At 69.2% G+C, this 22651-nt stretch carries 23 protein-coding genes; 9 read left to right on the top strand and 14 right to left on the bottom strand.

All coding sequences use genetic code 11. From position 1 onward, the window contains the following. Positions 1 to 30 precede the first annotated feature (30 nt). The 3 genes from ACEN9J_RS39650 to ACEN9J_RS39640 form a co-directional block, all read right to left on the bottom strand. Positions 31 to 318, bottom strand: coding sequence for a type II toxin-antitoxin system Phd/YefM family antitoxin (locus ACEN9J_RS39650; protein WP_413765197.1), 288 nt, complete (start codon positions 316 to 318; stop codon positions 31 to 33). Between the two features lie 67 nt (positions 319 to 385). Beyond that, complete coding sequence (gene gdhA, locus ACEN9J_RS39645; RefSeq protein ID WP_413765196.1) at positions 386 to 1729, bottom strand: NADP-specific glutamate dehydrogenase; 1344 nt, start codon at positions 1727 to 1729, stop codon at positions 386 to 388. A 215-nt stretch (positions 1730 to 1944) separates the two neighbouring features. After that, entirely contained in the window at positions 1945 to 3870 is a 1926-nt protein-coding gene (locus tag ACEN9J_RS39640; RefSeq protein WP_413765719.1) for a bifunctional metallophosphatase/5'-nucleotidase, read from the bottom strand. Positions 3871 to 4256: 386 nt separating this feature from the next. Here ACEN9J_RS39640 and ACEN9J_RS39635 point away from each other — a divergent pair, with 386 nt between their 5' ends. Next, the gene (locus ACEN9J_RS39635) at positions 4257 to 4796 is read left to right on the top strand and encodes a hypothetical protein (protein ID WP_296736772.1); all 540 of its coding nucleotides are present in this window, start codon (positions 4257 to 4259) and stop codon (positions 4794 to 4796) included. Between the two features lie 200 nt (positions 4797 to 4996). Here the strand turns inward: ACEN9J_RS39635 and ACEN9J_RS39630 are convergent, their stop codons facing one another. From ACEN9J_RS39630 to ACEN9J_RS39620, 3 genes are all read right to left on the bottom strand, one after another. Then, positions 4997 to 6277: a hypothetical protein gene (locus ACEN9J_RS39630; protein ID WP_413765195.1), complete on the bottom strand. Its 1281-nt coding sequence runs from the start codon at positions 6275 to 6277 to the stop codon at positions 4997 to 4999. 254 nt (positions 6278 to 6531) lie between these two features. Further along, the gene (locus ACEN9J_RS39625; protein WP_413765194.1) at positions 6532 to 7272 is read right to left on the bottom strand and encodes an SDR family NAD(P)-dependent oxidoreductase; all 741 of its coding nucleotides are present in this window, start codon (positions 7270 to 7272) and stop codon (positions 6532 to 6534) included. Between the two features lie 134 nt (positions 7273 to 7406). Beyond that, the gene (locus ACEN9J_RS39620; RefSeq protein WP_365958331.1) at positions 7407 to 8327 is read right to left on the bottom strand and encodes a LysR substrate-binding domain-containing protein; all 921 of its coding nucleotides are present in this window, start codon (positions 8325 to 8327) and stop codon (positions 7407 to 7409) included. 138 nt (positions 8328 to 8465) lie between these two features. Between ACEN9J_RS39620 and ACEN9J_RS39615 the strand changes: the two genes are divergently transcribed. From ACEN9J_RS39615 to ACEN9J_RS39595, 5 genes are all read left to right on the top strand, one after another. Further along, positions 8466 to 9971, top strand: coding sequence for an MFS transporter (locus tag ACEN9J_RS39615; RefSeq protein WP_296736763.1), 1506 nt, complete (start codon positions 8466 to 8468; stop codon positions 9969 to 9971). A 70-nt stretch (positions 9972 to 10041) separates the two neighbouring features. Further along, positions 10042 to 10755 (top strand): hypothetical protein, encoded by a 714-nt coding sequence (locus ACEN9J_RS39610; protein ID WP_296736761.1) that lies wholly within the window; start codon positions 10042 to 10044, stop codon positions 10753 to 10755. A 185-nt stretch (positions 10756 to 10940) separates the two neighbouring features. Further along, complete coding sequence (locus ACEN9J_RS39605) at positions 10941 to 11846, top strand: SMP-30/gluconolactonase/LRE family protein (RefSeq protein ID WP_296736758.1); 906 nt, start codon at positions 10941 to 10943, stop codon at positions 11844 to 11846. Positions 11847 to 11885: 39 nt separating this feature from the next. After that, entirely contained in the window at positions 11886 to 12854 is a 969-nt protein-coding gene (locus ACEN9J_RS39600; RefSeq protein ID WP_413765193.1) for a tripartite tricarboxylate transporter substrate binding protein, read from the top strand. Positions 12855 to 12866: 12 nt separating this feature from the next. Then, positions 12867 to 13160, top strand: coding sequence for a YciI family protein (locus ACEN9J_RS39595; protein ID WP_413765192.1), 294 nt, complete (start codon positions 12867 to 12869; stop codon positions 13158 to 13160). Positions 13161 to 13184: 24 nt separating this feature from the next. Here ACEN9J_RS39595 and ACEN9J_RS39590 read toward each other — a convergent pair whose 3' ends face one another. Next, the gene (locus ACEN9J_RS39590; RefSeq protein ID WP_296736749.1) at positions 13185 to 13640 is read right to left on the bottom strand and encodes a hypothetical protein; all 456 of its coding nucleotides are present in this window, start codon (positions 13638 to 13640) and stop codon (positions 13185 to 13187) included. 128 nt (positions 13641 to 13768) lie between these two features. Here ACEN9J_RS39590 and ACEN9J_RS39585 point away from each other — a divergent pair, with 128 nt between their 5' ends. Next, a complete protein-coding gene (locus ACEN9J_RS39585) occupies positions 13769 to 14680 on the top strand; it encodes a bestrophin family protein (RefSeq protein ID WP_413765191.1) in 912 nt (303 codons plus the stop codon). Positions 14681 to 14696: 16 nt separating this feature from the next. On the opposite strand, the gene ACEN9J_RS39580 is transcribed toward ACEN9J_RS39585, so the two are convergent. From ACEN9J_RS39580 to ACEN9J_RS39565, 4 genes are all read right to left on the bottom strand, one after another. After that, a complete protein-coding gene (locus tag ACEN9J_RS39580; protein ID WP_413765190.1) occupies positions 14697 to 15683 on the bottom strand; it encodes a Bug family tripartite tricarboxylate transporter substrate binding protein in 987 nt (328 codons plus the stop codon). Positions 15684 to 15710: 27 nt separating this feature from the next. Further along, positions 15711 to 16028, bottom strand: a complete 318-nt coding sequence (locus ACEN9J_RS39575) for an NIPSNAP family protein (RefSeq protein ID WP_093353100.1) — start codon at positions 16026 to 16028, stop codon at positions 15711 to 15713. 92 nt (positions 16029 to 16120) lie between these two features. After that, the gene (locus tag ACEN9J_RS39570) at positions 16121 to 16585 is read right to left on the bottom strand and encodes a cupin domain-containing protein (protein ID WP_296736738.1); all 465 of its coding nucleotides are present in this window, start codon (positions 16583 to 16585) and stop codon (positions 16121 to 16123) included. A gap of 1 nt (position 16586) precedes the next feature. Then, complete coding sequence (locus tag ACEN9J_RS39565; RefSeq protein ID WP_413765189.1) at positions 16587 to 17264, bottom strand: polysaccharide deacetylase family protein; 678 nt, start codon at positions 17262 to 17264, stop codon at positions 16587 to 16589. 149 nt (positions 17265 to 17413) lie between these two features. Here ACEN9J_RS39565 and ACEN9J_RS39560 point away from each other — a divergent pair, with 149 nt between their 5' ends. Beyond that, positions 17414 to 18367, top strand: a complete 954-nt coding sequence (locus ACEN9J_RS39560; protein WP_413765188.1) for a LysR family transcriptional regulator — start codon at positions 17414 to 17416, stop codon at positions 18365 to 18367. Positions 18368 to 18377: 10 nt separating this feature from the next. Here ACEN9J_RS39560 and ACEN9J_RS39555 read toward each other — a convergent pair whose 3' ends face one another. Then, positions 18378 to 19214, bottom strand: a complete 837-nt coding sequence (locus tag ACEN9J_RS39555; protein WP_413765187.1) for a helix-turn-helix transcriptional regulator — start codon at positions 19212 to 19214, stop codon at positions 18378 to 18380. Positions 19215 to 19307: 93 nt separating this feature from the next. On the opposite strand from ACEN9J_RS39555, the gene ACEN9J_RS39550 reads away from it, so the two are divergent. Then, positions 19308 to 20201, top strand: a complete 894-nt coding sequence (locus ACEN9J_RS39550) for an SDR family oxidoreductase (protein ID WP_413765186.1) — start codon at positions 19308 to 19310, stop codon at positions 20199 to 20201. Positions 20202 to 20205: 4 nt separating this feature from the next. On the opposite strand, the gene ACEN9J_RS39545 is transcribed toward ACEN9J_RS39550, so the two are convergent. Then, positions 20206 to 21315: a M14 family metallopeptidase gene (locus ACEN9J_RS39545; protein ID WP_413765185.1), complete on the bottom strand. Its 1110-nt coding sequence runs from the start codon at positions 21313 to 21315 to the stop codon at positions 20206 to 20208. A 29-nt stretch (positions 21316 to 21344) separates the two neighbouring features. Continuing rightward, the gene (locus tag ACEN9J_RS39540; RefSeq protein WP_413765184.1) at positions 21345 to 22649 is read right to left on the bottom strand and encodes an MFS transporter; all 1305 of its coding nucleotides are present in this window, start codon (positions 22647 to 22649) and stop codon (positions 21345 to 21347) included. Positions 22650 to 22651 lie beyond the last annotated feature (2 nt).

Here is a 22651-nt window from a genome sequence, read left to right as displayed (position 1 = left end):
GATCGACAAGGACGGCCAAACTTCGAGGGCTCACGAAAAGAGGCCTTGTCCTTGGTTGTCTCCAGCCAGATCAGCGAACACTTCGTCAGCATCGCGAAACCGCCCTTGCTCGATCTCGCGATGTCCCAATGCCAGGAGCTTCAGCAACGCGATCGTCTTTTCGCGTTCCTCATAGCTGCGGACATCCATCACCACGAGCTTCGCTTCCCCGTCTTGCGTGATCAGCAGCGGTTCGCGACTCTCCGAGATGTCCTTGACGATATCCGTTGCGTGGTCCTTGAGATAGCTGATGGGTTTGACTTGGGTCGAGAACTTCATCGGAGTGGCCCTTCCGCGAACACGAAGGATCCATTCTGAACTGAATGAAGTCTCTCGACCCTGTCTCTCAAACGACGCCTTGCGCCAGCATCGCATCCGCCACCTTGACGAAGCCCGCCACGTTCGCCCCGTCGACATAGCTCACGCGGCCGTCCTCGCGGCGCCCGTGGGCCAGGCAGGCCTCGTGGATGCTGCGCATGATCTGCAGCAGGCGCGCATCGACCTCCTCGCGCGGCCATGACAGGCGCGCTGCGTTCTGGCTCATCTCCAGGCCCGAGGTGGCCACGCCGCCGGCGTTGCTGGCCTTGCCCGGCGCATACAGCACGTTGGCCGCCTCGAACACCTTGACCGCCTCGATGGTGGACGGCATGTTCGCGCCCTCGGCCACGCAGACCACGCCGTTCTTCACCAGCGTCTTCGCGTCCTCGACGTCAAGCTCGTTCTGGGTCGCGCTGGGCAGCGCCACGTCCACCGGCACGTGCCACGGCGTGGCACCGGCAACGAACTTCGCGCCGACGCGCTCGGCGTAGTCGCTCACGCGGCCGTAGTGGTGGTTCTTCACGTCCATCAGCACCGCGAGCTTCTCGGCGGTGAAGCCCGATTCGTCGACCACGGTGCCGCTGGAGTCGGACACCGTGACCACCTTGGCCCCGAGCGCCATGGCCTTCTCGATCGTGTACTGGGCGACGTTGCCCGCGCCCGAGACCGACACGCGCAGCCCCTCGAAGCCGAGCCCGCGCGTCTGCAGCATCTCCTGCGCGAAATAGACGTTGCCGTAGCCCGTGGCCTCGGGCCGGATCAGCGAGCCGCCGAACGAGAGGCCCTTGCCGGTGAACACGCAGTCGGCGCGGTTGGTGAGCTTCTTGACCATGCCGGTGAGGTAGCCCACCTCGCGGCCGCCCACGCCGATGTCGCCCGCGGGCACGTCGGTGTAGGCGCCCACGTGGCGGAACAGCTCGGTGGCGAAGGCCTGGCAGAAGCGCATGACCTCGCCCTGGCTGCGGCCCTTGGGATCGAAGTCGGAACCGCCCTTGCCGCCGCCCATCGGCAGCGTGGTCAGCGCGTTCTTGAAGGTCTGCTCGAAGGCCAGGAACTTGAGGATCGACAGGTTCACCGACGGATGGAAACGCAGGCCGCCCTTGTACGGGCCGATGGCCAGGCTGTGCTGGATGCGGTAGCCGCGGTTGACCTGCACGTCGCCGTGATCGTCAGTCCAGCAGACACGGAAGGTGATCACGCGCTCGGGCTCCACCAGCCGCTCCAGCAGCGCCTGCGTCTGGTAGCGCGGATGCTGAGCGATGAAGGGCCACAGGCTCTGGATGACCTCCGTCACGGCCTGCAGGTATTCGGGCTGCCCGGGATTGCGCTGGGCCACATTGGCCAGGAAGTCTTGGGCGCTGGCGTGCTTCATTCCTCTATCTCCAAAAAGGTGCGGTATGACCAAAATCGTGCATTCTCATGCACGAATGGCTCAAAGTTATGCACCAAAGTAATGAAATTCGTAGGGATAAGGTTCGAATCTGCACCAACTTGGATTGAAAAGGAATTCGCCGCCAGCGGAAGTCTGTCCGGTGGCGGCGAAGCTGGAGCGGCGCGCCGCACGACGCGGCCCGCCGGTTCGGCCCGTCAGGGCTGCACGTACGACTTGGTGCTGTACAGCGCCCCGTCGAGCTTGCGCAGCTGCGGCAGCCCCGTTCCGGCGTCCTTGGCCTGACGGTCGATGTAGGTCTGGAACACGTCCGCGTCGAGCACGCCAATGTCGAGACGGCGCGCCGCGGGAATGGCCGCCAGGGTCTTGTAGCCATCGCCGCCCGTGGCATTGAAGCTCAGCACGAAGAGCTTGTAGGTCTTCGTCAGGTCCAGCGGGCCCCAGGTGTTGGCGGCGGCATTGCGCACCTCGATGTTGGTGACGCGGCTGCCCTCGGCCCTGGTCGCGTTCACGTCGAAGCGGAGGTTGCCGGTGTAGGGATACGGGCCGGTCGAACCGTTGGGACCGTAGACCGCCTGCATGCCGTCCTCGAGCATGTTCTTGACCTCCTGGCCGGTAACGTCGAGGCGGAACAGCATGTTGCCGAAGGGCAGCACCTCGATCACGTTCGCCGCGGTCACGCGGCCGTTGAGCGGCACGCGCACGCCGCCGCCGCTCTGCAGCGAGATGTCGGCGCCGCCGTACTCGGCATTGGCCACGTCGACATAGGCCTGGGCCACCAGCTGCTGGATGTCGCCGCCGCGCAGGCTGACCTCGCCCAGTGCATTGCAGGCCGCGCTCGAGCGGCTGTAGTCGGTGCTGCCGACGCCACCCGGCACGCGGCGCGAGCAGAGCTCGACCGGCACCGTGGCCACCTCGCTCTTCGTGAACGCATCCACCTTGTCCTTGAAGGGCTTGAGCACCGCCGTGGCCGCCACGCTGGGCGTGGTCATGCGCAGGAAGCCGCTCGCCGCGATGTCGGCTAGGATCGCGGTCTTCTGTTCGGGCGTGGCCAGCGGCGGCGGCGTGGAGGTGGACGAAGTGCCGACCCTGAACTCGTCGCCGATCAGTACGTGCGGCGTGCCGGCGCAGTTCGTCACGTTGCCCTGGGCGTCGAAGGACACCTTGAGCTCGCCCACCACCTGGCTGTATTCCCAGGCCTGCACCAGGCAGACGGGCTTGCCGTCCTTGTCGGTCGCACGCGTGGGATAGGCGCCCGCGGGCGAACCCACGCCATAGGCCGTCAGCCCGGCCGGGCCGACCAGCGTGTGCGAGTCGCCGCCGACCACGACGTCCACGCCGCTGAGCTTGGCGATCACGGTCTTGTCGTACTCGTAGCCGATGTGGCTCATCACGATGATCTTGTTCACGCCGCGCGCCTTCAGCGCATCGATCTCGCGCTGGGCCGCGACGGCTTCGTCCTCGAAGGTGGTGTCGGGGTCGGGGCTCGACGAGGCCTTGGTCTTGGCCGCGATCGTCAGGCCCACGAGGCCGATCGACTGGCCGCCGCGCTGCACGACGATGGACTTGTCGACGTAGCCCGGCGCCTTCGAGGGATGGAGCGCGGATTTCGCACCGAAGTTGACGTTGGCGCTCAGCACCGGCGTCTTGCACGCGCCCTTGTGGAGGAAGTCGATGAACTTCTTCAGGCCGCTGTCGCCCTTGTCGAACTCGTGGTTGCCGAGCGTGAAGGCGTCGAAGCAGACGGTGTTCATCAGCGCGGCATCGGCCTCGCCGTCGGCGCCCGCGCGGTTGAAGTAGAGCGTGCCGGTCTGGGCGTCGCCCGCATGCAGCTTGAGCACGTTGGTGGACTTCGCGGCCAGCGCCTCGATGGCGGCCGTGACGCGCGGGAAGCCGCCCGCATCGACCTGCACCGGGCCGGGCGCGCCGCCGCTGGCGCTGCGCAGCTGCAAGGTCTTGGTCTTGCTGTCGAGGTTCGAGTGGTGGTCGTTGATGTGCAGGATCGTCAGATCCATCGGCTGGGCCGTGGGCGTACCCGGCGTATCGCCGCCACCGCCCGATGCGGGTGGCGGAATGAAGGCCACCGACGAACCATCACCGCCGCCGCAGGCAGCGAGCAACATCGCGGCCGCCAACGCGGACGCGCTCAGAATGCGTTTCAAGACTGATCCCCTCTTGTGAAAAACGGGATCGTGTGAAGCTCGGATGAAGCCGGGATGACAGCCTTGCGGCGCACGGGCCATGCCTGCGCGGCCCGCGTCATCGATGCGAGGATGCGCGGTGGTGCCGGTGTCCGGGAAACGGACGCCCGCTGTCCCCGAATCATCCGGATGTCGCCGCAACGGCGGTCTCAAGTCGTTGATTTCAAAGGATTCCGGTGCTGGCACGTTGCGCGCTACTGCGAAAGGCGGCAGCGCGTACCGCATCTGCCGCGCCCGATGGTGCGACCAGCCTCCTGAAAGAGCTGCCAGCACCTTTCCCACGACACAAGAGCTTCGAGAACCTCCAAATGCCACACCATCATCCCGCCGAGCACGATGACATCTGGTCCGTGGAGGGCCGCTTCCAGCACCTGCTTTACAGCCCCAAAGGCGGCATCGAAGGGCTGTTGATAGACACGGAAGGCATCGTCACGCAGTTCGTGGTCGATCCCCACGACAGCTCGAGCGTCACCCTGTTGCTGAGCCTTCGTCGCGACCAGGCGCTGGTCGTCGAAGGCCGCGAAACCGGACCTTCGCCGAAGGGCGACGGCGAACACTTCGTCTACCACTTCGAGCGATTGGCGGCCGTCGACGGTCGCGCGACCAGAACGGCCGAACCGCAAACGCAGGTGCATGGGAAGGTCGTGCGCCTGAACTTTGCCAAGCATGGCGCCGCCAATGGCGTTGTTCTGGACAGCGGCGATTTCGTTCACCTCCGTCCGCAGGGAATGGAGCGCCTGCAACTGAAGCCCGGAGATCAGGTACAGGCGCAAGGCCCGGCCTCTCCGCTCGCCACGGACAGTGGGTGGGCGATCGAAGCGCACAGCGTCAACGGCGAATTGCTTTGACCCTGCGACGTGGCCTCGCAGCCGTGCTTTCCTGCTGCCGGGCATCGACTTGCATGGCCTTCTTCGCGGCAGGTGCGCGCAATGGCTCGGGTCCGTTGCTCGCAGCATGCATGCACGAGAGCCATGCAACGCAAGAAACCATGTCACGCAGCTTTTTGCGCCCACCGGACGGGCAAACAGCCCCGCGCGGTACCGCTGTCCTACTCCCGGTGCTCTTCCTTCCTGGGCTGCTCGACATGCTCGGGCGAAGCCGCCGGGCGCCCCGCCTGGACGTGCGGAGGAGATGCCGGATGCTCTCTGGGCGTCGACTCACGCATGCGCAAGGCCTGTTGCTCATCCGATCGGCGCGATGCATTGACCTGGCGCGCGCTCTCGATCGATGCGGGGGCAACAGACTGCGGGCGCTGCTGTCCGCCGATCACGGGTTCCGCCCTTCGCGGTGCTTCAGGTGCCAGCCGAGCGGAGGCCGCGGCCGGCACCGCGGGCTCGGCCGCCTTGGCCGCAACAGGGGGTGGCGCGACCCGAGGATGCGCCTCAACGGGCGCAGCGGGAATCTGCGGCGGCACCGCGACTGTCTGTCGCGCGGGCTCGACAGGCCGGGCCGCGGCGGGCGGATGACCAGGCACAAGTGCCGCGACCGGCTTCGCGCTCTCCGGGACGGGGGCCACCGCATGCACCACCGAGGGCAACGCGGCGGCCAGATGGGCACTTGCCGGAACTGCTGCTTCAAAGGAGCGGCCACTGGCCGTTGCGCTGGCGGGCGCCACCACTGTGACCGTGCGCGTGTTGTTGATGTTCGTGACATTGGTGACGTTCGTCGTCGTGTTCGTCACGTTGTAGATGGTCGTGTTCTGCACGCGCATGCCGACGTTGGTCACCGGCGGCGCGCTGACGACCACCGCGGGTGGAGTTCCCACGGGTGCCGGCACGATCAAGCCGAGCCGCGAGCCGGGCGGTGCGGGAACGAATACGCCCTGCGGTCCGATGGGTGCGAGCCCGGCCACCACGCCTGCCGCCGCGGCTGAAACCACCAGACTGACACCCGGCGGCGGCGGAATGAACGCGACGCCCGGTCCCGACCAGTGGCCGGTGATGAAGACCACGACTCCATCGCGATGCTCGTAGTACGGCTGTACCCAGGCATAGCCTGGTTCGGGCGGCATGGCCCAACGTCCCGCGGCCCATACCCAGTTGCCCTGCCATGTCCAATAGCCGCCAGTCCAGACCGCTCCCGCGAAGGGAGGTGACGGCGGTCTCTCCACCAACATGGGCGGCGGGGCCCATGCCACCGCAATCGGCGGGGGCTGATACAGCGGCGGATCGACATACACGCTCACGACACGCGGAGCAACGGCGGCGACAGGCACGGGTTGGACCGTCGCATGGGACACCAGCGGTGGCTGCACGACACAACCTGCGGCCAGGAGTGCCAACGTCATCGCCGAAATTTCGACAACGAAGAATGAAGATCTCTTGCTCATTGCTCTTCCGGATCTGCGTGCGCCGCAGCACAGGAAGAACCTAACGGGCACCGAGAAATCGGCGCTGACAGCAGCGAAGAGAATTTCTCGCCAACGCGGTTCTTTCCTTCTCCGCCGCGAACCGTCAGGTGGCACTCAGGCTAACGGCACCCGCGTCGCAACGATTTGCGCAAAGCATCTGCACGAAGGGCGGACCAACTTGTGGTCATTCGAGACCCGACCTGGCGCCAAAACAACCTGTCGGGCCTACGCACCTAGATCCGCCCGCCGTCCGTCAGCACCGTGCGCCCCGTCACCCAGCGCGCATCGTTCGACGCGAGGAACGCCACCACGTCGGCGATGTCCTCGGGCTCGGCCAGCCGGCCCAGCGGCGTGAGCGCGGTCTCCTCGCGCAGGTGATCGGCCGGGATGCCCGAGGTCATGTCGGTGCGCGTGATGGCGGGCGCCACCGCGTTGACGCGGATGTTGCGCGCGCCGAGCTCCATCGCGAAGCCCTTGGTGAGCACTTCGACCGCGCCCTTGGCCGCGGAATACAGCGCGGTGCCGCCACCGGGGATGTGGACCAGGTCGGTCGACACGTTGACGATGGCGCCGCCCGCCTTCGGGATGTGCGGCAGCACGGCCTGCGTCAGAACGATGGTGCTCCACGCATGGGTGTCCATCTGCTCGACGAACATGGCGCGCGTGAGCTCGCCCACCGGCGCCGCGACGAAGGTGCCGGCCGCATGCACGAGGATGTCGATGTGGCCGTAGGTCTCGACAATGGCGGCCACGGCGGCGTTCGCCGCGGCCTCGTCGGTGACGTCGGCCTGGAACGCGGATGCGCGGCCGCCCTCGGCGACGATGCCGCGCACCACGGCCTCGGCCGCGGCGGCATTGCTCCGGTGCAGCAGCGCGACGGTGATGCCGTCGCGCGCGAGGCGGCGCGCCACGGCGGCGCCGATGCCGCGCGAGCCGCCGGAGACGACGGCGATCTTCTGGTTCTGTGTGTTCATGAGGAAGCTTCTTTCTTCGCGAAGAGGGATGACAAGGAAGCTTCGAAGGTAGGGCCGCGCGGCGCGTTGCACGAGCCATGCGGACGCAACGGGGCGTTGCCGCCGCTGCAACGCCAGCGGCGGCGCGCGCCCTCTCAGGCCGCGCCGGGCGGCTCGAGTTCGCGGTACTTCTGCTCGAGCAAGGCCAGCACCGCGCGCACCGCGGAGCTCATGCCCTTGCGGCTCGGGTACAGCACGTAGGCCTGCGTGGCCAGCGAGGGCCAGGCCGGCAGCACGCGGCGCAGCCGGCCATCGGCCAGCGCATCGCGGCAGGCCTCGAGCGGCAGTTGCACCAGGCCCGCGCCGCGCAATGCGGCCTCGCGCAGGGCCTGGTAGTTGTCGCTAATCAAGAGCGGCTGCGGATGGTGCAGCAGCGCCTGGCCGTCGGCATCGACCAGCGCCCAGGGCCGCACGCTGTCGGGCCCGCCGCCCTGGCCCAGCGCCGGAAAGCGATGCAGGTCGGCCGGCTCGGTGGGTTCGCCATGCGCCGCCAGCAGCGAGGGCGCGCCCACCAGCTCCATGCGCCCCACGCCGATCGGCCGCGCGACGATGTCGGCCGAGGCCAGCGGCTGGCTCGCATAGCGGATCGCGAGGTCGATGCGTTCGCCCAGCAGATCGACGAAGCGGTTCGACAGGTCGAGCGTGATGCGCACCTTCGGATGCCGCAGGCTGAATTCGCCGAGCCAGCCGCCGAGCAGCAGCTCGCCCGACACCGGCGAAGCGCTGATGCGCACCGGCCCAGCGGGCTCGCCCAGCGTCTCGTCGACGGTGGCGCGCACCGCCTGCGCCTCGTCGGCCATGCTGCGCGCGTGGCGGTAGACGCGCTCGCCCACGTCGGTGACCTGGAAGCGGTGCGCCGAGCGCTGGATCAGCCGCACGCCGAGCTGCTTCTCGAGCGCGCCCACGCGCCGGCTCAGGCGCGACTTGGGCGTGCCGGTCTCGCGCTCGGCCGCCGAGAAGCCACCCGCCTCGACCACGCGGGCGAACAGGAGCAGGTCGTTGAGGTCTTCCACCATGCTGTCGATGCCTTTCTTGCGTTTCCCTCGAGCGTGGCGCGGCGGCGCGTTCCACGGCTGCAACGCGGCGTGCCAGTGCCGGTATCGCGGCCGCCGCCGCGAATGCGTAGCCTGCGCGGTTTGACGATCCGCCCGCCGATGCCGACCTCCATTCTCACCACCCCGACGCCGGCCCCGGCCGATGCCGCCACACGTGGCGCCACCCTGGCCGCCGCCTGCCTCTCGATGGCCGCGATCGCGATGTCGATCACCGCTGCGGGCGTGGCGCTGGTGCCGATCGGCGCGGCCTTCGGCATCGGCTTCGGCGCGCTGCAATGGGTGCTCAACCTCTTCGTGCTGAGCTTCGCCGCCTTCCTGCTGCCGGCCGGCGCGCTCGCCGACCGCATCGGCCAGCGCAGCAGCTTCATCGCGGGCTGCGCGATCTTCAGCGCCTTCACGCTGATGGCCGTGCTGGCCACGCGCACCGAATGGCTGCTGGCCGCGCGCTTCCTGCAGGGTGCCGGTGGCGCGCTGCTCGCGGCCAGCGGTCCGGCCGCGCTCACGGCCGTGTTCCATGGCGAGGCCGAACGCAAGCGTGCCTTCGGCTGGCTCGGCAGCTGCGGTGGCGTCGGGCTCACGCTGGGCGCGCTGTTCTCGGGCGCCGCGGCCGCGCAAGGCGGCTGGCGCGCGGCGCTCGCGATCCATCTGCCGCTGGTGCTGGCCGCGCTTGCGCTGGCGCTGTGGAATTTCCGCGGCCATGCGGGCCGGGCGGCGGGCGCGCGCTTCGATCTCGTGGGCGCCGTGCTGGGCTTCGTGACCATTGCGGCCGCGATGGCCTTCGGCATCCTCGGCGCCGAGCGTGGCTGGGGCGCGAGCGCCGTGCTCGCCTGCCTGGCGATCGCGCTCGTCGCGGGATCGTTGTTCGCGCGCTCGCAACGCCGGCACCCGGCACCACTGCTGCCACCCGCCCTGCTGCGCAACCGCGGCTTCGTGTTCGCCTGCCTGCTCACGTTGCTGTTCACCACGGTGTGGGTCGCGATGTTCATCTACGTGCCGCTGCACCAGCAGGCAGCGCGCGGCCACGACGCGGACCATGCGGGACGCACCCTGCTCGCGCTGCTGATGCCCGCGATGGTGATGCCGGCCCTCGCCTCGCGCCTGGCCGTGCACACCGGCACGCGAGCCGTGCTGGTCGGCGGCTGCCTCGCGATGGCGATCGGCCTGGGCTTGCTCTACGCAGCGTGGGCCGATCTCTCGCGTCCCGCCGCGCTCGAATGGCTGGCACTAGCCCTCTGCGGTAGCGGCGCCGGCTGCCTCTACGGCCTGCTCGACTACCTTGCGATGGCCAGCCTGCCGAACGCGCTGGCCGGCACCGGCTCGGCCACCTTCAACGTGCTGCGGCTGCTCGGCGATGCGCTCGGCGCCATCGTGCCGGGCGCGGTGCTGGTGCAGGCCCTGGCGCCGCGGCTCGCGGCCGCCAGTGGCGAGCCCGTGACGCGCGAGATGCTCAACGCCGTGGCGGCCGGACAGTTCGGCGCGCTGGCCTCGGGCGGCGCGGAGGCGGCCGAGGCCTTTCACGGCGCGATCGCCGCCGTGCCCGCGGTGCTGGCCGTGCTGGTGCTGCTCGGCGCCGTGCTGGCCTGGTGGCGCGCCGAGCGACCTTGAAGGAGCGGCCTCGCCATCCATCGAGCCCTACACTGCCGGCCGATGGCTCCCGTCCCTTTCCCACCTCGCCATGCCTGAGCGCCTGACCTGCTGCTTCTGGCACGGCGATGCCTTGCGCAGCCGCAGCGTGAGCGATGTCGTGCTCACGTCGCGGCTGGAGATTCCCGAGCCGCCGGCGCGTCTGGTGGTCGACTGGCGGCGCGACGCGATCACGCAGCTGATGCTCGAGCCCGGCGACGTCGAGCCCCTGTCGCTGGCGCGCGCGAGAACGCGCTGGCCCGACTACGGCCGCTGCGTGCAGGCGGTGGCCGACTGGGCCCGATCACGAGGACTGCCCGGCTTGCCAGGCGACGCCGACGTGGCGCTGATGGCCTGCCGCGGCGCGCGCTATCACCACGACGGCGCGCAGTACGGCGGCGCGCTCTTCTGCAACCTCTTCCTCGGCGAGGACCTCGGCCTCGACGTGCACTTTCCATCGGCCGGCGTGCGCATTCCGCTCGCGCGCGGCACGGTGATGCTGTTCGACACCTGCCAGCCGCATGCCGTCATTCGGCGCGATGGCGAGGGCTTCGATGCCAAGGACTTCGGCGCGGAGCGCGACACCCTGCAGGTGTTCCTGACCTGGGAGCTGCCGATCGAGGACGAGGCGCTGGTCCGCGCGATGGGGATCCGCTTCGACGTCGATCCCTCGAGCGCATCGCGGCTGACGGAAGAACAGGTGCTGGTGAACGGCGAAGCGGCGACGCCGGACCCCGCGTCCGGTCGCTGGATCCGCGCCGCCTGAACGCGCCGTCCGAGCGCGCCGTCTGAGCCCCGGCTCGCGCCCGCGAGCAATGACTTTTGATCATTTCTCGCATGAGTTAATTGTGATTGAGCCGCCACGGCCCCTCACGTATCTTCAGCGCTCGAATCATCGAGAGACAAGCCCTTTTCGAGCCGCATGGCATCGAAGGCGGCACGAAGGAACGCATGAGAATTCTGGCCGAGGGTCTGCAATTTCCTGAAGGGCCGGTGGCGCTGGGCGACGGCTCGGTGCTGCTGGTCGAGATGCGCGCGGGCCTCGTCGTGCGGATCTCGCCCGATGGCGAGCGCCACGTCGTCGCCGACTGCGGCGGCGGTCCGAACGGCGCGGCGATCGGACCCGACGGCGCGCTCTACGTCTGCGACAACGGCGGTAGCGCCTATGTGCCGGGCCGCTTCACCTCGACCGGGCCCGCGGCCGATTACGAAGGCGGCAGCATCCGCCGCTTCGACCTGCGCACGGGCGAGCACACACTGCTCTACACGCATTGCGACGACCATCGGCTGTCGTCGCCGAACGACCTCGTCTTCGATGCGAACGGCGGCTTCTATCTCACCGACTTCGGCAAGAAGCATGCGCGGCTGCGCGACTACGGCGGCGTCTACTACGCGCTGCCCGACGGCTCGCGCATCGTCGAGGTGGCCTATCCGCTGCTGTCGCCGAACGGCATCGGCCTCTCGCCCGACGCGCGCGTGCTCTACGTGGCCGAGACCGAGACGGCGCGGCTGTGGGCCTTCGACATCGTCGAGCCCGGCGTGGTGCGCAAGCATCCCTTTCCCTCGCCGCATGGCGGGCGCATCGTCTGCGGACTGCCGGGCTTCCAGCGCTTCGACAGCCTCGCGCTCGAGGCCGGCGGCAACATCTGCGTGGCCACGCTGATCACCGGCGCGGTCTCTGTCATCGCGCCCGACGGCACGCTGCTGCGGCAGGTGGTCTTCCCCGACAGCTACGTCACCAATCTCTGCTTCGGCGGGCCGGCCATGCAGACCGCCTACGTCACGCTGTCGGGCACGGGGCAGCTCGCCTCGCTGCCCTGGCCCGAGCCGGGCCTGCGGCTGCATTTCAACGCGTAGCCCCGAGGCACGCGCACTGGAACACCCCTGGAGACACCCATGATCCGCCGCGAATTCATCGCCACCCTGGCCGGCGCCTGCGCTGCTGCCGCCCTGCCGCCGGCACGCGCCGCGGCGCCCTATCCGAGCCGGCAGGTGCGCGTGGTCGTGCCCTTCACCGCGGGTGGCGGCACCGACGTGGTGGCGCGCGCGATCGCGATGGGGCTGTCGGAGTCGATGGGCCAGTCCTTCTTCGTCGACAACAAGCCCGGTGCCAGCACCTTGATCGGCTCGGAACTGGTGGCCAAGGCGGCGCCCGACGGCTACACGCTGCTGGTCGCGAGCGTGCCGCATGCCACCAACCCGTGGATGATGAAGAGCATGCCCTTCGACACCGCGAAGGCCTTCGCGCCGATCGGCCTCGCGGTGCAGTCGCCGTTCATCATGGTGGCCTCGTCCACCTCGTCGATCCAGTCCTTCGAGGACGCGCTCGCGGCGGCACGCTCGAAGCGGCTGTCCTTCGCATCCACCGGCAGCGGCACGGCCGACCACCTGTCGATGGAGCTGCTGGCGCTGCAGTCGGGCGTGACGATGACGCACGTGCCCTACAAGGGCACCGGCCCCGCGCTGGCCGACCTGATGGGCGGCCACGTCGACCTGATGTTCGCGAACGTGGTCGCGGCGGCACCGCTCGTGAAGTCGGGCAAGCTGCGCGCGCTGGCCGCGTCGACCGCGCGGCGTTCGCCCTCGCTGCCCGAGGTGCGCACCGTCGCCGAGGCCACGGGCAAGCCCTTCGACGTCAGCGCCTGGACCGGCGTGCTCGCGCCAGCGGGCACCGACGCGGCCATCGTGGAACGCCTGAGCGCCGAGGTGCGCAAGGCCCTGCAGACGCGCGCCACGCGCGAGGCGCTGACGGTGAACGGCGCCGAGCCAGTGGGCAGCACGCCGGCGGAGTTCCAGGCCTTCATCGCGCGCGAGATGAAGACCTGGGGCGAGATCATCGCCAAGGCCGGCATCACGCCGAGCTGAGCCGAGCGCCGCATGCCCTACGTCATCCTCGCGCTCGACCAGCCCGACGCACAGGCGCTGCGCGAATCGCTCAAGCCGGCGCACCTCGACTACCTGAGCGAGCGGCAGGAACGCATGCTGGCCGGCGGCGCGGTGCTCGACGAGCACGGCCGCGCGATCGGCGCGCTGATCATCGTGGACGCCGACGACCGCGCGGACGCGGAACGCTTCATCGGCGACGACCCCTTCGCGCAAGGCGGCCTGTTCGCCTCGGTGCGCGTCATGCCCTGGCGGCAGGCCTTTTTCGACCGCCGCCGCACGAAGTGAAGCGCGTCGGGAGCGACCGGTTCCTCAGCCGCCAGCGGGCCGCGCCCTGCGCTCGAACATCGGCACGGTCACGCCCTTGGCCTCGCTGCCGTCGGCCTTCCACACCAGCGTGTCGGCCGGGAACTCGTCCTTGCGCGTCATCGCATCGACCCTGGACGCGACCAGCGCCACGGCCTCCTTGACCTCGGGATTCCACGCGAAGACACCCGCGCGGCCATACCAGACCACCGGCGTGGCGGCGTCGAGGCGGCGGTCGGGGCACATGGTGATGCGGCGCTGCGCGAGCACGCGCAGGGCACCGACGCCCACGGCGCGGATGCCGGGCCGGGTGCGCTCGGCGGAGTGGCCCGGACACACGAGCGCCGCCTGCTCGATCGCGTTGTCATAGACCTGGGCATCGCTTTGCGCACGGGCCTGGAAGGCCACGAGAGCGCCGAGCAGGGCGAGGCCGGAAACCGGCCATGAGAGACGGTGTTGCATGCGTATCTTCCTCCTGGTTCATTCATCGGTCGACGAACAGATCGCCGGGTGCATTCTTGCAAACGCCGCGCGGGCCGCCTGTAGGCCGACGACGCACCGGCCGCGGCGCTGGCGATAATGGCCGCCCCATGATCGTCCGCCCCCGTCCCCACTGGCTGCGCATGCTGTTCGTCTGGCACGGCTCGGTGCTGTCGTCGATCGTGCCGCAGCTGTTGTGGACCACCGGCTTCGCGGTCCTCGTGACCGTGCTGCACGGCCGGCTGTTCCAGTGGAAGGTGCCGCTGAACTTCGTGCCCTTCTCGCTGATCGGCCTCACGCTCGCCATCTTTCTGGGCTTTCGCAATGGCACGAGCTACGCGCGCTACTGGGAGGCGCGCACGCTCTGGGGCACGCTGCTCAACGAGACGCGCACGCTGGTGCGCCAGCTGATCACGCTGCTGCCCTCGCGCGAGGGCATCGAGCTGCCGGTCGCGCGACTCATCGCCTTCGTGCATGCCTTGCGGCATCAACTGCGCGGCACCGATGCCGCGGCCGACCTCGCGCGCCTGCTGCCGGAAGAGGACTGCTCGCGGCTTCGGTCCGTGCGCTTCAAGCCCGCGGTACTGCTGCTGATGGTCGGCGAATGGCTGCAGGCGCAGCGCCTGCAGGGCCGGCTCGCGCCCGAACTCGCGCAGGCCATCGAGCTGCCGCTGGGCCGGCTCACCGAGGCACTCGGCGGCTGCGAGCGCATCGCGGGTACGCCGATCCCGTTCACCTACGCGGTCATCATCCACCGCACCATCTACCTCTATTGCGTGCTGCTGCCCTTCGGGCTGGTCGATGCGATCGGCGCGATGACGCCGGTGGTGGTGGCCTTCATCGCCTACACCTTCTTCGCGCTCGAGGCGCTCGGCGCGGAGATCGAGGAACCCTTCGGCATGGAGCCCAACGACCTCGCGCTCGATGCGATGTCGCACACCATCGAGGCGAGCGTGCGCGAGATGTTGGGCGAGACGCTGCCGGCGCCGAGCGCGAAGGGCGTGGGGTACGTGCAGACCTAGCGACCGGGCCGCTCGCTCAATCGAGGCGGATGTTCTTGTCGCGGATCAGCTGGCGCCAGCGCACCGACTCGCGCCGGACCTCCGCCGCCATCTGATCGGGCGTCGAGACCACGGGCTCGGCATAGGCGAGCCGCAGTTTCTCGATCAGCGCGGGATCGCGGCTCGCACGGGTGATCTCCTCGTTCAGGCGAACGACGATCTCGCGCGGCGTCTTCGCGGGCGCCCAGAAGCCCTGGAAGCTCGCGACGTCGGCACCGGGCACGAGCTCGGCGATGTTCGGCACCTCGGGCGTCGCGGGGTTTCGCTGGCCGTAGCCCCAGACCGCCAGGGCCCGCACGCGGCCCTCCTTCATGAAGGGAATGGCATTCGCGACCGGCTCCCAGACCAGCGGAACGGTGCCGGCCGCCACGTCGGTCAGCGCGCCGCCCTTGTAGGGCACGTGGAGCATCTCGACCTTCTCCTGCGCCAGGACCAGCTCCATGACCAGGTGCGGAAAGCCACCGAGCCCGTACGAGGCATAGCTGTATCTGCCGGGCGCCGCGCGCGCCAGCGCCATCGCTTCCTGCAGCGTCCTGGCCGGGAAGTCCCTCGCGGTCACGAGGTACAGGCCGTTGCGCACCGTCTGCGCGACGGGCGCGAAATCCTTGTCGACATCGAAGGGCAGCCTGGCGAAGGCGTGGGGGTTGCTCACGAAGGAATTCGAGACTGCGTAGAGCAGCGTGTAGCCGTCGGCCGGCGCCTTGGCCACCGTGTCCTGCGCGATGTTGCCGGTGGCGCCGGGCTTGTTGTCGACGACCACCGGCTGGCCGAGCGCCTTCGACAGCTTCTCGCCGTACATGCGCGCGATGACGTCCGCGGCCAGGCCGGCGGGCAGGCCGATGACGATGCGGATGGGCCGCGTCGGCCAGTTCGCCTGGGCGGTGGCCGCGACGCTCGCCAGCGCGAGCACGCTCGCGGCCAACAGCCGGCGAATGGAAAGAGGATGGGAATAGGAATGGCTCATGTATGTCTCCTGGGCTCTGGTGGCCGCTCAATAGCTCGGGCTGAATGCCGCGGGTTTCAGGAGCTTCGACTCCTGCGTCTCGATGAAGCGGAAGATCTTCGGCGCGTACGCCTGCCACTGCGGATCGGCCGACAGGGCGGCGCGACGCCGGTCGCGATCCGCGAGGTCGTCGTAGGCCCACAGGTGGACGATCTCGTTGAGCGGTCCGAACTCGGTGTGGAAGTAGCCGACCATGCGGCCCAGGTGCTGGCGCTGCAGCGCCAGTCCACCCTCGTGCTCGTAGGTGTGGAGGTAGTCGCGCACGGTGCCCGCGCGCACGCGGTAGGTGCGTTGTTCGACGATCATCGGTAGTCCTTTTCTCGGGGCGTGCGTGTCCCCGCGGCGCCGGCGCGAGGCCCGGCATCGCTGCAATCACTGCATGGACGACGCGGGTAGCGTCAGTGCGGCGCGGGGAAGTTGGTGTCGTGCTTCTCGCTGATCAGCGCGACCTTCTCGCCCGAGAAGCCGGGGCCCGCCAGCGCGGAGATCTCCCTGAAGTAGCGGTCCTGCCCGCCCGGCACGCTCCAGTCGAGCATGCGCGCCGTGGTGGTGCCGACGTTCCGGAAGCGATGGACGACGCCGCGCGGCAGATAGACGATGGTGCCGGCGCCCACCGTGCGCGTGGTATCGCCCGCGGTCACTTCATAAGTGCCTTCGACGATGAAGAAGCATTCTTCCTGCGTGAAGTGCAGATGGTCGGGCGGCCCCTCGCCGGGCCGGTGGCAGGCCATGATCACCGAGAGCCTGCCACCCGTCTGTTCGCTGCCGAGCAGCACCTGCATGTCGAGGCCGAAGGGCCGGATCGCCTCGGCCTCCTCGGGCGTGACGATGACCGCGCCGGTCTTCGAGGGTTCGTTCTGCATGTCATGTCTCCTGGGGAAATGAAGAGGGCTGGCCGTTCGACACGAAGGCCTCCATGGGACGCACGGGCACGCCCCGCACCAGCGGCACGCAGTCCGGCGGGAACTCCTGCCGGAAGCGGAAGCCTTCGGCCAGGGCCTGCTCGATGTACGGCTCCAGCCGCGCCATCGCGCCCGTCTCGTAGTCGTGCAGCACGCTGAGGGTCCAGTCCTGCCCGTGTGCCTGCGCGAGGGCCGTCCGCGGCCAGCCCTCGGGGTCGTCCCAGTCGCGCGGGATCGAGTTCCAGAGCACGCAGGTGAATCGCCCCTCGCGCAGGAACGCGAGCGCCTCGCGGCTCAGCAGATGGGGACCGAGGACGCCACCGCCACCGAAGGGCCGGAACAGCCTGTCGGGATGCGAGAGCTCGCCGATCAGGGCCTGCGTGCGGCCGATCTCCTGCTGCGGCGCGAACGGGTCGGACGCTGCACCGAGCGGTACGTCGTGCGTATAGGTGTGGTTGCCGATCCAGTGGCCTTCCTCCCTCGCCCGGCAGGCGAGCGCACGGCCTTCCTTCGAGGCCAGGTTCTGGCCGAGCACGAAGAAGGTCGCGCGGATGCCGTGGCGCGCCAGCACGTCGAGCACGTGCGGGGTCACGGCCGAGGTGGGGCCGTTGTCGAACGTGAGCGTGATCGAGCGGCTCATCGGCCGGGCGCGCATGCGCGGTGTGGGTTCAATCTCTTGTCTCCTTCGGTATCGCGGGGAAGCTGGCGCAATGATCGGCATCGGGGTCGCTACACACAATATGGAAACGAAAGAAGATACTTTTTCCAGATTCGATGCAATGATCGGCCATGCCCGACTTCCTGAACCAGGCCAGCGTGCTGTCGCTGCGCTGCTTCGTGGCGGTGGTGAACGCCAACAGCTTCACGACCGCCGCACGCCAACTGCGCATGGCGCCGTCCTCGGTCACCAAGCATCTGCAACTGCTCGAGCGCGCGACCGGCGCCGCGCTGGTTCACCGCACCACGCGGCGCATCAGCGTCACCGATGCGGGCGAGGCCTTCTACGCGCGCTGCGTGGACATCCTCGAGCAGCTCGAGGGCGCCGTGGCCGGCATCGCGGGCGAGCAGGCCGCCGGCGGCCACCTGCGCGTGACGGCGCCGCCCTCCTTCGCTTCCGCGGTCGTCGCGCCGGCGCTGCCTAAATTCCTCGAGAGCCATCCCGGTGCCACCGTGGACCTGGTGGTGAACAGCAACGTGCCCGATCTCGTGCGCGAACGGGTCGACCTCGCGCTGTTCATCGGCGAGGAGCTGCCGACCAAGAAGGCGCAGCTGGTGCTGGCCCAGAGCCCGCAGGTCCTGTGCGCATCGCCCCAATACCTGAAGTCGCACGGCACGCCGCGCTCGGTCGAAGATCTCGCGCGGCATCGCTGCCTGTGCCCGCGCTTCTCGGAGGTCGCCGAGACCTGGCACCTGGAGGTCAAGGGACAGTGGCAATCGATCCGGCCGCAGGCCGTGCTGTTATCGGACAACGGAGACGCGCTGCGCAGCGCCTGCGTGGCGGGCGCGGGCATCGGCAACTTCTACCGTTTCCATGTGGCCGAGCACCTGGCGCGCGGCACGCTCGTGGAGGTGCTGCCCCGGAACCCGCTGCGCGCCAAGACGATCTACGCGGTGCTGCCCCACCGCAGCATGATCCGGCCCCTGGTACGCAGCTTCACGGCCTTCGTGCGCGAGGCCGTCGAGCAGGCCTTGCAGGACACGCAGACGCTGCGCAGGAAGGATCGCGCGGCAGCCGCGCGATGAAACCGCCCCTTCAGACCAACGCCCCGATCCTCTGCGCATTCCCCGGCGTCGTCGGGTTGTAGACCACCAGGCTGAGGTCCGGCCGCCCATCGACCGTGAACGACGAGTACTCGAAGGCCAGCGGCCCGAGCACCGGATGGCGGATGTGCTTGACCGCTTCTCCGTGCACGCCGACCACGTCGTTGTCGCGCCACATGGCGTCGAACTCGGGGCTCAGCCGGCACAGCTCTTCGACCAGCGGCTGCACCAGCGCCGCGGCGCCGGTTCGGGTGGCGTCGGCGCGGAAGGCTCCGAGCGCGAAGCGCGCCACGCTCTGCCAGTCGTACTGCGCGGCACGTGCGCGCGGGTCGAGGAAGATGAAGCGCAGGATGTTGCGCTGCCCGGGCGGCAGCAGGCCGTAGTCCACCAGCATCACGCTCGAGGCGCGGTTCCATGCCACCACGTCCCAGGTCGCGGTGCGCATCAGCGCGGGACAGGGAGGCAGCGCATCGAGCACGCGCTGCAGCCGCGGCGTCACCCCCTCGGGCTGGCGATAGCGCACCTCGGGCGGCCGGCCCAGGCCCAGCAGGTAGAGGTGCTCGCGCTCGATCTCGGTGAGCACCAGCGCCTGGGCGATGCGCTCGAGCACCTCGGCCGAGGGCGCGCCGCCGCGCCCCTGTTCGAGCCAGGTGTACCAGGTGGCGCTGATGTGGGCGCGCTGCGCGACCTCCTCGCGGCGCAGGCCGGGCGTGCGGCGCCGGTCCGGCGAGTAGCCGAAGGCCGCGGGATCGAGCCGGGCACGGCGGTCCTTGAGGTAGTTGCCGAGGGCATTGCCGTCCGCCGGATTGCCGTTTGCCATTGCGCTCATGCTGTTAGCCGCCATACCACGATAACGTCACTACTTTACCGGGATGGCTCGCGGTCCGAGACTGGCCTCCAACCCAACCTGGAGATCTTTCCCATGCGAGTGTTCGTCACCGGCGCGACCGGTTTCATCGGCCTGCCCGTCGTCAAGGAACTGGTGGCGGCCGCCCACCAGGTGATCGGCCTGAGCCGTTCACAGGAGAAGGCGGCCGCCTTGAAGGCAGCCGGCGCCGAGGTGCTGCACGGCACCCTGGAAGACGCCGGCAGCCTGCGCGCCGGCGTCGAGCGCGCCGACGGCGTGATCCACCTGGCCTTCAACCACGACTTCTCGCGCTTCGTGCAGAACTGCGAGGACGACCGCCGGGTCATCGATGCGCTGGCCTCGGCGCTCGCGGGCTCCGATCGACCGCTGGTCGTCACCTCCGGCACCGGCATCGCCAACACGGTGGCGGGCCAGCCCGCGAAGGAAGACCATCCGACCGTGGGTGCCGACACGCATCCGCGCGCGGCCTCGGAAGAGGCAGCCAATGCCGCCGCCAAGGCCCATGGCGTGAACGTGTCGATCGTGCGGCTGCCGCAGGTGCACGACACGGCGCGCCAGGGCCTGATCAGCCCGCTGATCGAAATGTACCGCGACAAGGGCGCCTGCGCCTATGTCGGCGATGGCCTCAACCGCTGGCCCGCGGCGCATGTGCTCGACGTGGCGCGGCTCTTCAGGCTCGCTCTCGAGAAGGCCGCGCCGGGCGCGAAGTACCACGCGGTGGCCGAGGAAGGCGTGGCGATGCGCGAGATCGCCGAGGCGCTCGGGCGGCGGCTGCAACTGCCGGTCCGCTCCCTCGCGCCCGACGAAGCAGCGGGCTTCTTCGGCTGGCTCTCGATGTTCGCGGGGATGGACCTGCCCGCGTCGAGCGCGTGGACGCGCGAGACCCTGGGATGGCAACCGACGGGGCCGGCGTTGATCGCCGACCTGGAGCGGCTGCGGACGGCCTGAGCGATCAGGCCTCGCGCAAGCCCTGCAAGGTCTGCAGCAGCACCACGCGCGTCTGCCCCAGCACCATGCCCTTCCACTCGTCGTTGTCGCAGTAGAAGGCATCGCGCAGTTGCCGGCGGATCTCTCGCCGCTGCGACTCGAGCGCTTCCGGATGGCGGCGCAGCCAGGTGTCGGCGCTCAGGCGCAACAGCATGTCGTCGGCGGGGATGGTGCCGAACTCGAGGCCCATGGGCGCGATGCGCGCCCGCGGGCATTCGTCGTAGGCCGCCGACACCACCGGTCCCGACACATGCGCGGACACGGAGTCCTCGCCGAACAGCGCGAACACGTCGGCGCCCCACCAGGCGCGCGCGAGCGCGAGGTCCTCGGGCGTGTTGCGACCCGGATAGACCTTCTCGCCGTGGCCGTAGGGCCCGAGGCCCGTATGCAAGTCGATCCAGCCGATGTGGGTGGCCGAGGCCGCGTACTTGCGCAGGATCGAGCGGATGGTCCTGTTGCTCCACGCGGGCGCGGTGCCACCATAGAACAGGCCGTCGGGAGAGCCGTACTGCCCCTTGGTGACGGCGGCGATGAAGGCGCGCATGCCGTGCTTCTCGACATAGGCGGCCACGGCCGCCTGGTCGGCCGGCGTCGGCGGCCAGCTCGCGGGCAGTACCAGCGGTTCGACCTCGCTGTACTCGGCATTCACCGGCAGCGGCGCGCCGAAGTCGATGTGGTTGCGGTTGAGGTCGATGTTGTCCTCGTTGGTGCGGTGCAGGTGCGAGAAGCCGTGCGGGTTGACGGCATGCACCAGCAGCAGCGCGACGCCGGCCTGGTGCAGGCGCGCGAGCAGGTCTTCGTCGTGCAGGGTCGCGACCTGCGCGCCCGAGCCGCAGAAGCCTTCGGGGCCGTGCGTGCCCGAGCTCACGAGCAGCAGCTTCTTGGCGTCGATGGCGCCGAGCAGCGCGACGTCGGTCGCGAGTTCCTCGCCGAGCGCGCCGCGATGCGCCTCGTTGACGAAGGACTCGATCGAAGCGCCGCGAGCGCGCGCGGCTTCGAGGAACTTGGCGCGGGCCTCGACATAGGTGCCCGAGAAATGCCGCGTGGCGGCGGTGCTGTGATGGGAGATGGTCATGGAAGGCTTCGAAGAAGAGGCGAGTTTTTTCAGGCGTGCGCACCGGCCGCGTCGATATCGCGGCCCGTATGGTCACGCAGCCAGATCAGGCCCAGCAAGGAGACCGCAGTCATCGCAACCAGATACCACGCCGGCGCGAGCTTGCTGCCAGTGGCGTTGAGCAGCCAGGTGCTGATGAAAGGCGCGAAGCCCCCGAACAGTGCCACGCCCACGCTGTAGACCAGCGACATGCCGCTGGCGCGCACCGCCTTCGGGAACATCTCGGGCAGCATCGTGATGCTCGGTGCGGTCTGGCCCACGAGGCCCAGGCTCAGCACACTGAGCACGATGAACAGCACCGCGGGCGTGGGCGAGGCGTTGAGCCACAGGAAGCCCGGGTAGATCAGCACCACGAGGAACACGCGGCTCCAGAGGATCAGCGGCTTGCGCCCCACGCGGTCCGACAGCGCACCGACCAGCGGCGACACCACGAACAGGATCAAGCCCGTGATCGCCGCGCCGAACAGCGCCACCGAGGGCGCGAGCCCCAGCTCGCGCACCGCGTAGGTCGGCATGTAGAAGGTGATCACGTAGGCGGCCGTGGTGCCGCCCACCATGGTGAGGATGGCCGCGAGCACCGTGCCGCCATGCTGCGTGCAGACGATCCGCAGGCTGCTCTCGCGCGGCTTCGCGCTCGCATCGGGCGCGATCTCGAGCGACTCGTGCAGGTGGCGGCGGATGTACATGCCCACCGGCGCGATCAGCATGCCGATGAAGAAGGGGACGCGCCAGCCCCAGCTTTCCATGGATTGCGGCGACAGCGTGAAGGTCAGCGTGCCCACCACCACCGCGCCGAGCATCACGCCCAGGCCCTGGCTCGCGAACTGCCAGCTCGCCATGTAGCCGCGGTTGCGCGGCGTGGCATGTTCCACCAGCAACGTGGTGGAGGCGCCGACCTCGCCACCGGCCGAGAAGCCCTGGATCAGCCGCGCCAGCACGATCAGCACCGGCGCAGCGACGCCGATGCTCGCGTAGGTTGGAGTGAAGGCGATCACCGCGCAACCCAGCGCCATCAGGAAGATGGTGAGCGTCATGGCCTTCTTGCGGCCCGCGCGGTCGGCATAGGCGCCGATCACGATGCCACCCAGCGGCCGCATGATGAAGCCGACGCCGAAGGTCGCGACCGTGAGCAGCAACTGTCCATAGCCGCTGAAGGTGGGAAAGAACAGCTTGCCGATCACCAGCGCGAGAAAACCGTAGACGGTGAAGTCGAAGATCTCGAGGCCGTTGCCGATGGTGGTGGCGACGATGGTCTGGCGCCGGCTGATGGCGGTGTGCGCGGGGGTTGTGCTCATGG

It is taken from the genome of Variovorax sp. Varisp41, from assembly GCF_047325085.1.
Taxonomy (GTDB): Bacteria; Pseudomonadota; Gammaproteobacteria; order Burkholderiales; family Burkholderiaceae_C; genus Variovorax.
This window is presented reverse-complemented; position numbering and strand designations above follow the sequence as displayed.